Genomic DNA, 13,282 nt, shown 5'->3' with positions numbered 1-13,282 from the left:
AATCATGATACTAAATTCTTTCATATAATGCCATCATTTCAAAATGTATATTTTTTCAAAAAAAGGGTTGCATTAATTTTCTGAAAATATATAATATAATTGAACAGTGGTTAATTATATGTGTGAGGTATGAAATATGTCGCCAAGGAAAGCAGTTAAACAAGAACTAACAAGAGAAATGATTATGAATGTAGCTAGGGAGCTATTTATAGCACAAGGATATCAACATACTTCAATGCGCAAAATTGCAACAGAACTTGGATATAGCCATGGTTCGATTTATTATCATTTTAAAAACAAAGCAGAGCTATTTTACGCAATGGTGGAACAGGATTTTCAATTATTAAACAAAAAGTTAGATGAAATTTGTAATCAAAAGTTATCGAGAGAAGAGCAACTAAGAGCAGTTTTATTCGGTTTTATTGAATTTGGTCTAAGAAATCAGAGTCATTATGAAATTATGTTTTTAATTAAAGATGCCGAATTAAAAGAGTGTTTGGCAAATAGTCCTAATATTAGTTATGAAAAATTTGCGAAGGTTATTTCTTTTTTATGTGATGGGGAATTAAATGCGATGATAATATGGTCTGTTTTTTTATCATTACATGGATTTGTAGCACATTATTGCAGAAGTGGCCAAACGTTTGAAGAACTACAAGGTTTGGCTAAGGTACATGTAGAGTTTATTTCAAAATCGCTTCTTATGTAAGTGATTTTCTTTTTAATATTAATTGAACAGTGGTTAATTAATTTAGGAGGGGATTTATAATGAAAAAGGCTTTAGTATTAGGTGCTTCTGGTTCAATGGGTTATGCAATTGTAAACGAATTATGTGGCCGAGGGATTCATGTGGTTGCTTTTGCAAGAAATAAGGAGAGATTAGGTGCATTATTTTCTGGGAACAAACATGTAGAAGTTGTAGCCGGCGATGTATTTGTAAAAGAGGATATAATGAATGCTGCTAAAGATGTTGATATTATATTTCATGTTGTAAATATTCCGTATTCAGATTGGGAGAAACAGCAAGAGAAATTATTAATAAACATATTAGAGGTATCGAAACATTACGGTATCAAACTAGGGATAGTTGATAATATTTATGCGTATGGAAGGCAAGGGGAAGGGCTTGTAAAAGAAGAGGCTAAAAAAAGACCACACACAAAGAAAGGGAAGATTCGTTTACAACTTGAAGAGATGGCAAAACAAGCTAATGTACGAATGTTTATTGCTCATTTCCCAGACTTTTATGGTCCAAATGCAGAAAGCACACTTGTTCATCATACATTAAAGGGAATACTTGCAAATAAAATGTCTAGCTTTGTTGGAGATAAAAAGATTGCCCGTGAATATATTTTTACACCAGATGGTGCAAAAGCAATGGTTGAATTAGCTTTACATGATGAGGCCTATGGACAAAATTGGAACATACCAGGTTATGGTGTTATTACAGGTGAGGAAATGATTCAACACATACGGGAATTAACGGGATATACGAAACGATTAATAACTGTAAAAAGAGGAATGATCCAGTTTATTGGTTTGTTTGATAAGCAGATGAAAGAATTTATGGAAATGCTATATTTGACGGAAAAACCAGTTGTATTAAGCGGGGAGAAATATGAGAGGTATATCGGGGATATACCAAAAACTTCGTATTATAATGGGCTAAAAGAAATGATTATATCTATGCAAAAAAAGGGTGTGTAAATGTTAGTATATAAAAAAGTTACTTCTACCTACAGAAGTAACTTTTTTGTTATGCCTTTTGTTTAACTTCACTAACTTTCTTTTCAGCTACAATAAAATGCGGTCTACGTTTTGTTTCATAATAAATACGACCGATATATTCACCAATAACACCTAGGAATATGAGTTGAATACCGCCAATAAATAGTATAGCGGAAATGAGAGTAAAGTAACCAGGAACTTCCACACCACCAAGGATAATTTGAACGAACGTAGTGATTACATATAAAAGTCCAAAAATGGTTGTTAGTAATCCAAGATATATAGATAGGCGTAACGGTTTATTATTGAATGAAATTACACCATCAATTCCGTAATTTAATAATTTCGAGAAGGTCCATTTACTTTCTCCATCAGAACGTAATACATTTTCATATTCAATAATTAATTCGTTATAACCAATCCAAGAGAATAAGCCCTTTGAAAATCGGTTGTACTCACTTAAGGATACTAATGAATCCACTGCTCTTCGACTTAAAAGTCTAAAGTCACCAATACCATCTACTAATTCAATATCTACAAACTTATTCATCACCTTATAGTAAAGACGAGAGACGAAAGAGCGAACGGGTGAATCACCAGTTCTTGTCCTTTTTGCAATGACTTGGTCGTAGCCATCGTTATATCCTTCTAACAGTTCTTTTATTAACGTAGGAGGGTGTTGTAAGTCAGCATCCATAATAACAATGGCATCGCCTGTAGCGTATTTTAAGCCAGCTAACATTGCAGCTTCTTTTCCGAAGTTTCGACTAAACGATATATAGTGTACCGATGAATCTGAACTAGCTAAATCACGTAAAATATTTAATGTATCATCTTTACTACCATCATTAACAAAAACAAATTCATAATCGGTAGTTAATTTATGAATTTCAAGAGAAGTCTCTGAATAAAAGGCTCGAAGCACCTTTTCTTCATTGTAGCATGGTACAACGATTGAAAGAGTCATTTTTGACACTCCTTGTTTGTAGTGGGTTAAAACAATGTTATGCGTTTTTATATGAAGCTATCCAATTGGATAGCTTCATGATTCATTGATTGCTCATTATTGCTTTTTAAAAGAAAATTTTCGTCGTGCTTTTGGATTTGTGAAAATTAGTAAAGCTACACAAATAATTAGTGAGATAATTGATATAATCATACCTAATTTGAAGTAAGGTGTAACGTAAGTCATTTCGATTACATGTGAGCCTTTTGTAATGGGAACACCGATAAAGGCAGAATTCGCTTTCGTAAATTCCTTTTCTTTTCCATCAACTTTTATAGTCCAACCTTTACTATATGGAACAGATAAATATAGGAGCCCGTCTTTATTTGAGTTGATATCCCCTTTTAAATAATTGTTCTTATAATAAATATTTTCAAGTCTATTTTCAGTTAATTTTTTTGTTTCTTTTTGTACACTTTCATAGTTTACGATATTTGCTTGTAAGTCACCTAATTCATACTCACCTGCCATATCAATAGAGATAGTTAGGTTTTCTGGACGCTCAGTGCCTAAATTGTAAACAAATCTTTCTAACGGATACGAGTATGCACCAGCATCGTCACCTTTTCCGATTGTTTTTCCATTAACAGTTGCATTGAATGTACCTGTATTTTTCAATTTTAATTCTATCAGTAGGTCACCAGGCGTATTAGGATAATTGATAGGTAAGATCATATTTCCAAAGCCATGAACAATTAGTTTGTTTCCTTCTTTTACCATATTTTCGAATTTTGCTTTTTCCATTTTAATAGATACTGCCTTTGACTTAAGGTCTTGTTTATTAAAATGGTTTAATGAAAATTCTTTTGTATTATTAACGACAACAGCATGTAATAATAATTGATCACGCTGAGCGAAGTTTAATTTAGAAAACTCTTCTTCACTTATAGCCGAATCATATACATACCCTAACGGTAAGGTATAGTTATTTTTGTAAATATTATATGGTCCTACTTGCTGTAATAGTTTATATCCATAAGGTACATTCTTTGGATCTGTATCAGCACTTAATACGCGATATTTTATACCTAGCATATTTTCAAGTAGCAGTCGACTATCAGCTTGATAAAACATTGAGGGTGTATCGTACATTTGGAATACGCCATATTTATTTTTCATAAAGTCATGGACATAATAATTAACCAAGCTTTGATATGTACTTACGCCATGATATCCTTGTAGCATTGGTGTGTTATATTCGCTATATGGATTAAGAATACGATAAAAGTCTTTATCATTTTCTTGTATGTAGCGAATTGCAGCAATTTCTTCTTTATTATCATAGCCTGGTTCGTGTAACTTTTCAGTTGAAATCTGGCTCTGTCCGTAAACGGTACTAAGTATATTATTCGCATACATATAATTCATAGAAATTGTGCTAACGAGTATGTTCAATACAACTAAAAATTGTATGAAAGGTTTAGAAATATAACGCCATAAACATACTGTAATAACAGAAAGAACGACAGTTCCGAGTAAAATGTTATCAACGTCTTGTAAAGGTTTATCAGTTACATTTATATTTGCTTTTCTATAAAATGCATAAATGAATAATCCAATAGACACTAATAAACTTATTAAATAAGGTAATTTGTAGTCTTTCTTATGAATAATCATCCAATCTAGAATGTATGCAATTGTTTGGGCAATGACAAATACAAATAAATAAAACCATCTAGATTGCATTGCTGAAAAACCATTAAATACAGAATATGTATATGGAAGCATAAACAGAATGAACATGAATAACGTAAAGAATACTTTATTTTTAACGAGTTTATCACGTATAAACATTCCAAATACGATTAAGAATAAAATTAAAGCTGGTAAAGCTAGTTGATGATTTTCAGCACTATACATGAAGAAAATATTTTCCATTAAATCTTTATAAAATTTATCTTCAAATAATAGTGGTATCTCAAACTTTTTTGATAGTCGATCGGCGCTAAATACGGCATTAACTGATGGGAGGAAGCAAACGGCGGCTAAACCGAGTGATAGTCCGTACAATAAGCCGATTCTAATATAATAAGTTAGAAAAGAGACAATCGTTTTATTTTTTTGTGTCGCAAAGTATTGGAATAATGCATAAATGAATATGAAAATACTTGTGATAAAAGCAAAATAAAAGTTTGATGCTAACATTAAAGTAGCAGCGATTAGGAAAAGTCCGCGCTTCTTTTCAATAATATATTTATCAAGTCCCCATATTACTAATGGTAAAAATACAATGGCATCAGCCATGAAATCCCATAGTAAAGAGTGGCGGATGAAAGTAATACAGCCACCATATATAATAGCAGCAACAAAAGATGAGAATGCTGTTTTATTATGGTAACGTAAAGAGCCATACATGAATAACATAGCTAAAAAGTTTTTTAAAATACTCATGTATAATTTCACGTCATACACTTGCTCAAGACTTAGTTTAGGTAGTAACAGTGTAATCCAGAAAAACGGTGATGTGCTGTAATAATAACTAAACTCTCCAAATAAATCTCCACCTAACCCATAATCAAAAGACCAGAAAAGGTTGCCATCTTTAAAGGCATGTTGCAGAAGAAACGTAAAGAAGCCAAATTGGCGTAATGCATCCCCTGTACCAGAAAAGGCTTGATTAGATGTTAAAAAGAAATAATGAAAAGCAAAAGCACACAATAATAATATTGGCATAATTATTATCGTTTTCTTGGAAAAGAACTTATTATTCGGCTTTATGCTCATAAAAATTGATAATCCTCCTTTAAAAGTTGTTATCATGTAGCAACTAGTTTTTAGGTAGCATATAAAAACACACCAATTTTTAAAGGTGTGTTCTTTAGTTTTAACATGAGAAAATATATATTTTTGTTGAAGCATATATATTTTTACAGGCATTGAAATTCATAGTTTACATGTAATTTAGTATAAGGCATTTTCAGAAAGTAAGTCAATTTGACCTGGAATATATAGAATTTTTTTACTGAAGAAAAATAGTGGTATATAAAAAAACAAAAAGCTTTTCCATTTTTAAATAGGAAAAACTTTTTGTTTTTAAGCATGTTTGCGAATGAGCTTTTGTTTTATAAACCCTAAAACGAATCCACGTATTTGAGGGTCAATTAAAACCCCGATTATACCGTATAGTATACCAGTAAGCGTTAAAGCAACTAATGGTGGTAAGTTGATTAATGCGATTCGGTATATACCGTAACTAATAATAAAGGCTAAGGAATTAAATATAATTCCTTTAACTAATAATTGCATGCCTTTACGAATAAAGAGGGTAAATCCGATTAATAGTGTAATTTCGGTAAGGATAGCTGCGGCAGCTGCCCCCATCATTCCATATTTACTACCTAGTACAATATAACCTATGATGGCAACAACTAATCCAATAGTCATTGTTGTTGCGCGTTTCCATTGCTGGCCAATTGTTGTTAAATTGTCGGCTAGTGGATAGTTAATTGATTGTAAAATAACCATAAACGCTAAAATAGCAAGAGCGTCACCAGCGGGAGCGTACTTTTCTCCTAATAAACTAACAATCCAGAAACTTGGATCAGCAATAAAGGGGATAGAAATTCCCATTCCTAAAAAAGACATAAGTTTTAATTCAAAACTTGATAATTTTCTATGTTCTTCGATGTTTTTCTCATTACCAAAAGCAAAAAGCCTTGGATAAAAGGCAGCTGCAATTACTCCCGGTATTTGATATAGTACAGCTGGTATTTTAGATGCAGCACCAAAGAATCCAACTTGATTATATGTTGAAACCTTTTCTAAGATAATAGGCCCCAATTGTGGTAAGAGCATAATGATGATTCCATTGATTGTGAAAATAAGTAGTTGATCTAAAATACCTTTATCCCAACCCTTATGGACTTTCGTATAGCGTATTGTCATTATAAAGGCGATAACACCTGTTACAAGACTAGATACCCCGTACATGGCAGCAACCATCATAAGTGACCATTGGAAAGACATCCCTAGTAATAGGGCAGCAGCAGCTGTTACACCTTGTAGTACAGAAATAATAGCTGTAAATTGCATGCGTTCTGTTACTTGGAAGTAAGCCATCCCAACACCTTGTAAGGTTGCTCCGAACATTGTTGGTAGAACAACCCAATATACCATCGCACGTAAGTAAGCATCGGGATAGAAGAACTGGGCAAAAATAGCGAAAAGTACAGAAATTACGATAGCTAATATTAAACGAATACGTAAATAACTACTTATTAGCACGCTAATATTAGCATCGCTTCTCGTTCCTTCACGCATAAACGTATGTGTCAAGCCTGCATCTGTAAAGTAACAAATAACAGCTGAAACTGCTAACGCAGTTGTAAACATACCGTAATCACTTGGAGAAACATATCTTGCAAAGAAAATGGTTGCAATAGCCAGTACAAATCGAACAGTAATATTTCCTACAAATAGGTAGGAGGCATTTTTAAGAATCTTATTTGTTTTCATGGGAAAAAACCTTTCTATTCTTTAGGACCTTTTTTGTCTGTCCTATTTGTAAATTTGATTTGTTTACGGAAAGAGAGGTGAGTACTATACTTTCAGTTTAAGAAAACAGAAATTTAATTCGTACAAACCAAAGCATTGCATATAGTTTTTTACTACGCTTTCCGTTTTTTGAATAGATTTTACGGCAATATTTCTTTATATCTTTTTTGATTAATTGAACTTGGGCATTATTTAATTGAGAGTTTTCTTTAATGTATATACAAGCATTATTGATAACCGTATAAGGGAATAAATAAGTCTCAAGAATCTCAATAAGTGACTGAGAATCTTTTGTAATGAAATCTTGGGATTTATTATGTACCCAGTCCTTCATACGATTGAATACTTCCAGCTCTTTTGTTGTTTTTAATTCATAATCTTTATACTTAGAAGAAAGATTTCCTTCTGATAAGATTCTATAATATGTTAAGTATTCATCGACATAACATACATTTGTTACACTCATAAGCTTAAATAAAAACTCCAAGTCTTCGCCCCAACTACATCCTGGTGTAAAACGGATATTATGATTCATTGCGATAGAGCGTTTGAAAATCCAAGTACTTGTTTGAGCAACAACTTGGTGTGTTAAGAATGCTTTTGCCATATCACCTTTAATAAAGTTTGTTGTATGCTCAACCTTTTCGCCTGTTTCTTCGTAGAAATTCATATAACCACAATAGCACGCGTCCATGTTGTTTTTATGCATACTCTCGATTTGTTTCTCAATTTTAGTTGGATGCCATAAGTCGTCACTATCAAGGAAAGCGACGTATTCTCCGCTAGCATTTTCAATCCCTGTATTACGAGCTACTGAAACACCTTGGTTTTTTTGGTGAACGTACTTTACTTGACCCGGATATTTTTCGGCAAGGTTTTTCACGATAGAAGGTGATTGATCTTTACTTCCATCATCTACAATTACAATTTCAATGTTTTTATATGTTTGATCTAGTATTGACTGCATCGTTTCTTCAATATATTTTTCCGTGTTATACAGAGGTATGACAACAGAAACAAGTTGCTTTTGTTCCATCATAGAATTTTTATCTCCTCAAGTTTTTTATGTCTTGCACCATATATACAAGCCCTTTGAAAGGGAGAAGATTACAAGAACATCTGTATAAGTTTAACGCATATAAACTTTGTAAATCAACTTTCTATTGTTGTACTTTGTATAAAAAGTATTTATTATAGAACGTATTGTGTTGTAAAAATATAGAAAAAATTTTTGAAGGTTATGTATCTGAAGGGAGAAGATGAGATGTTAGGGCGATTTACTCGCAAATCTAATATAGTCCTTTTAGGGATTATTATGATTGTCGGGTTTGCACTTCGTTTTGCAACTTTACAAACACATGGTGCAGATCTATCTATAGCTAGCGATGATATAGGTTATCAAAAAACGGCAAATATTTTATTGGAAACAGGGATGTTAACATACCATGAACCAGATAAACCAACGATTCATATTATGCCGGGTTTTCCAGCCTTATTAGCTGCTGTATTTTACTTTTTTGGAAATGGCAGTGAAGGTCTTTTTATAGCCAAATTAATCATTATTCTATTAGGGGTACTTAGTATTTTGCTAACTTATAAGATTGGTACTTATTTATTGAATCCTGCTGCAGGATTAATAGGTGCTTTCTTATTAGCTGTGTATCCTCCAGAGATTGTTATGGAAAATTTAACTTTAACAGAAGGGCCGTTTCTATTCCTTTCATTAGGATTAGTATATTGGAGTTTAAAATTAGCTGATACTCATAAAACGAAACATCTTCTGATTGTATTAATTTTCTATTTTTTAGCACTGTACCTCCGCGTACAAATTGCCTTATATCCAATCTTATTATTTGGGTATCTTTTAATGAAACGCTATCCATTCCGGATTATGATGAAGCAGGCGATTATAAGCATAGGAATAGGACTTATCGTACTTGGACCATGGTGGGCCCGCAATTACATTCAATTTGATAAATTTATCCCACTAACTGCAGGGGCAGGGAATCCGTTATTACTTGGAACGTATCAAGGGGAAGGTTACCCAGAAGGTAAGGATATGGGGGAACTTGAAATAGAATTACATGCAAAGTACCCTAATCTTGAAGCGCATGAATTTATGGAGTTAGAAGAAAAAATAGCCATTGATAAAATGAAAGAATGGTGGAAAACGAATAAGGGCTCTATGATAGAGAGTTATTTAGTCTTGAAACCAGAAATTCTTTGGAAAAAACCGTATTATTCTATAGAGCATAATATTGAAGTATTCAATGTTTCTGCAAAGGATATGAATGAAATATATAATTTTATTAAGACGACGTTTTTAATATGTACAGTACTTTCATTTATTTTCCTTTTAAAAAGGTGGAGAGAGACTACATTTTTATGGTCAATCCTTTTACTGCAAACAGCTTTAACATGTTTTTATGTTGCATATGAACGATATGCATTACCGTTAATACCATTCTTATTTATTATAATTGGAGTAGGGACCGTGGCAACGATTATGAAAATTAATAAATTATTAATTAGAAAAAAATAATTTGCAATAAAAAACATCTTAATTTTTTTAAAAAATTAAGATGTTTTTTTGTATATATTCATATTTAAATAGAAAACTATTCGTTATCGGTTTCAGTTTGCGTTACTTTTAATTTTTGCTTTAATAACGCATAATCTTGCGTTAATGTTACAAGTTGATGATGTAATTTAGAAATTTTTCTTGTTAAGTCAAAAATTAAGATGAAACAGAATAATAGTCCAAATAAAAATAAAACAGATGGAGGATATTCTACGTGTAATAGTTGTCCAATCCAATTTATAATTTTTTCAGTAGAACTTAAAATTGCCATTGAAACACAAACAAAAATCCATAAAATGGCATATTTAGTTTCTAAAGCTCCACGACGAATAGAATTAATAATTAATAAAAATAATAATAGAATGAAGATAAATGAAAAGGTAATTATAGGCATTTATTATCAACCTTTCACAATTTTTTGCATCAATATAGCAAGGCTTACTTTAATCATGTAATATGCAGATTTAAGAGGTGTAATAGAAGATTGTCCCCCTTGGCGCTCTTGCATATTTACGGATATTTCATGAATGCGTAATTTTTTCTTTTTTAAATGAATAAGGACTTCTGGTTCTGGATAATCTTTTGGATAATTATGTGCAAAAATCTTAATTACTTCTCGATTGATAGCACGATACCCAGAAGTTGGATCCATAAAGGTTTGTTTTGTTAGTACTTTCAGTAGAGCAGTAAAATAAAAAATACCAACTCTTCTGGAAATACTACCTTTATAAGCTGTTTTCTCTGTAAAACGTGAACCTAGCACCATATCGCATTGGTCTTCAGCAATAGGTTTTATAATTTTGTACAAGTCATCAGGATTATGTTGCCCATCAGCATCGAACTGAATTGCAATATCATATCCATTCTCATAAGCGTATTTATAACCAGTTTGTACAGCTGAGCCAATACCTAGGTTATATGGTAAGTTCACAAGGTGAACAGGAAAATCATTTACGATTTGAGCTGTTTTATCATGTGATCCATCATTAATAACGCAAATGCTTAATTCTGTAAAATGCTGTTTTAGTTTTAATAGTCTTGTTAATGTATCTGCAATTGCTTCTTCCTCGTTATACGCAGGAATAATAATTAACGTTTTTGGTATTGAAATTGGTACCTCAATAGACATTATCGCACCATCCCTTATATACTTAATTATATTATAGTTATTTTTAAACGAACCTTATCTAATATACCATTAATAGTATAGCAAAATAAAGGAAAAACTGGTGGGTTATTTTAGGAGACAAACAGTAAATAAAAGATAAGAGCTGGAATTTTTTTATAATAAAAAATACATGCAAGGATGAAATAAACCTGTGCATGTATGAAGTGAGAGTAGCGTATTATATATTCCATGGCTTACTTAAAGTTAAAACTTCAGCCATCTCTTTACTTTTTAAACGTCCCTTTTTTCGGTTTTCCGCACGTTCTAAACCGGTTGTGTGTAACCAATGTTCTTCCTGAGTTTCAGGGAGTACTTGTGGTACGGACGAAGGTTTTCCATCTTTTATTGCCACAAATGTAATGAAGCAAGTAGCAGCAATTCTACGCTCGCCTGCTAGTAAATTTTCTGCGATTACTTTTACGAAAACTTCCATTGAAGATTTCCCTGTATAACATACAAATGCTTCATAACAAACAGAATCAGCTTGGTGAATTGGAGTTAAAAAATCAACTGAATCAATAGATGCTGTTACGCAATGTTTACGACTATGTCTTGCAGCCGCAATTGAAGCAATACTATCAATTTCTGCTAATAATTTCCCTCCAAAAAGTGTTTGGTGATTATTTAAATCGTTAGGAAAAACACGTGTTGTCTTAATTGCTTTAGATTCTCGCATGAATTTCTTTTCCATATATTCAGCCCCTATAGTCTGTTTTCAATCAGAATAATATGTGTAAGCGGAGTACTCATATTAGATATTTAATGAAGTAAAGTGTATTCCAAAAGAGAATGATTTAAACTTCTGTATTTGTATTCATATAACTGAAAGAAAATTTATTTTATCTAAAATGTAGTGTAAAAGAGGATTCGCTTACATTGCAAGTAAAAAGTAATGACTATGTATTTGTCATAGAAATTCCCTATCAGCCGTGTACCCATTCATGATAGAATCGTTTTGTTATGAATGGAAATAGAGGTGCAATGGACATATGAATCATATACAAACAAATTTTTCATCTTTCTTCAATAAAATTACGATCGGTGCGATGCTCGCATTTTTTGTTTATAGTTGTTGGGCAGCATTTGAGACAAGTAAGCAATTTTTTGGAGGAAGTACAACAAGTGTAACAATCATACTGGCAATTTTCGTCATACTCATTTTGTTAGTGGCATCAATCCTACAATATCGTTTTACAGATAAACAATTTCTTATTTTTCTTATAAGTATATCTATAGTTGTGAGACTTAGTATGCTGTTATTTGTAGATGCTCCAATAATTGGTGATATGAAAGTGATGTATGAGTCTGCAAAGCAGATTGCAATTGGTAATAATATAGGGACTGTAACTCATTTGCCTTTTATTATATATGAGTCAGTAATTATTCGTATATTTGGTGATACATTATTCGCTTTACAACTATTTAATGTGTTATTTTGCGCAGGAACCGCATTTTTTATTTATCGTATTGCGGCAATGGTTTTTGGAGAAGAATGCGGGCGTATTGCTTCTATATTTTATGCTCTGTATATTCCAAATATATTCATGAGTTCCGTATTAACTCCTGAGTCACTTGCAATATTTTTATTTTATTTTGCTTGTTACATACTTTTATATAAAGGATTAGATCATCCTTATATGTGGGTGTTTTCAGCGATTTTATTTGCATTTAGTAATATGATTTTCCCAATGGGATTATTTCTTCCTATTTTTATCACGGTATATATATTATTAATTGAAGTGTTTCAATCAGCAACGAAACAAAAAGTGTTACTAAAGATGATAGGGATACTTATTCTATTTTATATTGCTCATTTTAGTGTGAATTATGGAATTAAGACAATGGGACTGTCACAATATACGATTGCGAATGAGACGTATGTTCAATCTGTCTTAATTGGAAAAACGCAACATGAGGAAAAAATATCGAAAAATCAAAGTGTAACAGAGCATATTGATCAAAAGTTAAAAGAGATTGAGGGAGAAAGATTTAAACTTTTAGAACCGATGATAAATCAGTTTTCAGAGGAGGGGATAAATTCTATTCTTTTCAAATGTGAAAAACTGATATATATAGCCGTAACATTGTTTATGAATATAGCTCTATTACACTTCCTAATTAAGAAACAACAAAATGAGGGATATATGTTGTTCTTATTTTTAATTAGTGGCTACGTATTGTTAAAGCTCTTCCAAGTAGATATGGCATATTACAATGTAATTATGCCGGCATTGTTTATTTTGCAGAGCTTTGGTGTTTATATGAGTTATGTGTATTGTCAAAAAATATTTTTCAGAAAGTAAAA

The 13,282-nt window shown here is 31.9% G+C and carries 11 protein-coding genes; 4 read left to right on the top strand and 7 right to left on the bottom strand.

Annotated features, from left to right (window positions below):
• The first annotated feature begins 136 nt into the window (after positions 1–136).
• Both BCG9842_RS26890 and BCG9842_RS26885 read left to right on the top strand, forming a co-directional pair.
• Positions 137–709 carry a TetR/AcrR family transcriptional regulator gene (locus BCG9842_RS26890; RefSeq protein WP_000074951.1) on the top strand — a complete coding sequence of 191 codons (573 nt, stop codon included), beginning with the start codon at positions 137–139 and terminating at the stop codon, positions 707–709.
• A 59-nt stretch (positions 710–768) separates the two neighbouring features.
• A complete protein-coding gene (locus tag BCG9842_RS26885) occupies positions 769–1,707 on the top strand; it encodes an NAD-dependent epimerase/dehydratase family protein (RefSeq protein WP_000709950.1) in 939 nt (312 codons plus the stop codon).
• Positions 1,708–1,756: 49 nt separating this feature from the next.
• Here BCG9842_RS26885 and BCG9842_RS26880 read toward each other — a convergent pair whose 3' ends face one another.
• The 4 genes from BCG9842_RS26880 to BCG9842_RS26865 all read right to left on the bottom strand — a co-directional run bounded on the left by BCG9842_RS26880 (position 1,757) and on the right by BCG9842_RS26865 (position 8,267).
• Positions 1,757–2,695 carry a glycosyltransferase family 2 protein gene (locus BCG9842_RS26880; protein WP_000175828.1) on the bottom strand — a complete coding sequence of 313 codons (939 nt, stop codon included), beginning with the start codon at positions 2,693–2,695 and terminating at the stop codon, positions 1,757–1,759.
• A 96-nt stretch (positions 2,696–2,791) separates the two neighbouring features.
• Positions 2,792–5,458, bottom strand: coding sequence for a YfhO family protein (locus BCG9842_RS26875; protein WP_000023698.1), 2,667 nt, complete (start codon positions 5,456–5,458; stop codon positions 2,792–2,794).
• Positions 5,459–5,767: 309 nt separating this feature from the next.
• Positions 5,768–7,189: an oligosaccharide flippase family protein gene (locus BCG9842_RS26870; RefSeq protein ID WP_000856134.1), complete on the bottom strand. Its 1,422-nt coding sequence runs from the start codon at positions 7,187–7,189 to the stop codon at positions 5,768–5,770.
• Positions 7,190–7,286: 97 nt separating this feature from the next.
• Positions 7,287–8,267 (bottom strand): glycosyltransferase family 2 protein, encoded by a 981-nt coding sequence (locus tag BCG9842_RS26865; protein ID WP_000970529.1) that lies wholly within the window; start codon positions 8,265–8,267, stop codon positions 7,287–7,289.
• Between the two features lie 225 nt (positions 8,268–8,492).
• Here BCG9842_RS26865 and BCG9842_RS26860 point away from each other — a divergent pair, with 225 nt between their 5' ends.
• A complete protein-coding gene (locus BCG9842_RS26860; protein WP_000901472.1) occupies positions 8,493–9,770 on the top strand; it encodes a glycosyltransferase family 39 protein in 1,278 nt (425 codons plus the stop codon).
• Positions 9,771–9,846: 76 nt separating this feature from the next.
• Here the strand turns inward: BCG9842_RS26860 and BCG9842_RS26855 are convergent, their stop codons facing one another.
• The 3 genes from BCG9842_RS26855 to BCG9842_RS26845 all read right to left on the bottom strand — a co-directional run bounded on the left by BCG9842_RS26855 (position 9,847) and on the right by BCG9842_RS26845 (position 11,668).
• Positions 9,847–10,203: a DUF2304 domain-containing protein gene (locus BCG9842_RS26855; RefSeq protein WP_001121769.1), complete on the bottom strand. Its 357-nt coding sequence runs from the start codon at positions 10,201–10,203 to the stop codon at positions 9,847–9,849.
• Positions 10,204–10,209: 6 nt separating this feature from the next.
• A complete protein-coding gene (locus tag BCG9842_RS26850; RefSeq protein ID WP_000021477.1) occupies positions 10,210–10,938 on the bottom strand; it encodes a glycosyltransferase family 2 protein in 729 nt (242 codons plus the stop codon).
• A gap of 217 nt (positions 10,939–11,155) precedes the next feature.
• Positions 11,156–11,668 (bottom strand): acyl-CoA thioesterase, encoded by a 513-nt coding sequence (locus tag BCG9842_RS26845; protein ID WP_000412126.1) that lies wholly within the window; start codon positions 11,666–11,668, stop codon positions 11,156–11,158.
• A 298-nt stretch (positions 11,669–11,966) separates the two neighbouring features.
• On the opposite strand from BCG9842_RS26845, the gene BCG9842_RS26840 reads away from it, so the two are divergent.
• Positions 11,967–13,280: an ArnT family glycosyltransferase gene (locus BCG9842_RS26840; RefSeq protein ID WP_001015635.1), complete on the top strand. Its 1,314-nt coding sequence runs from the start codon at positions 11,967–11,969 to the stop codon at positions 13,278–13,280.
• The last annotated feature ends 2 nt before the right edge of the window (positions 13,281–13,282 follow it).

Origin of the sequence: Bacillus cereus G9842 (genome assembly GCF_000021305.1) — a bacterium.
GTDB lineage: Bacteria > Bacillota > Bacilli > Bacillales > Bacillaceae_G > Bacillus_A > Bacillus_A thuringiensis_S.
Note: the sequence above shows the minus strand (reverse complement) of the source record. Positions and strands in the feature narration are given on the sequence as shown.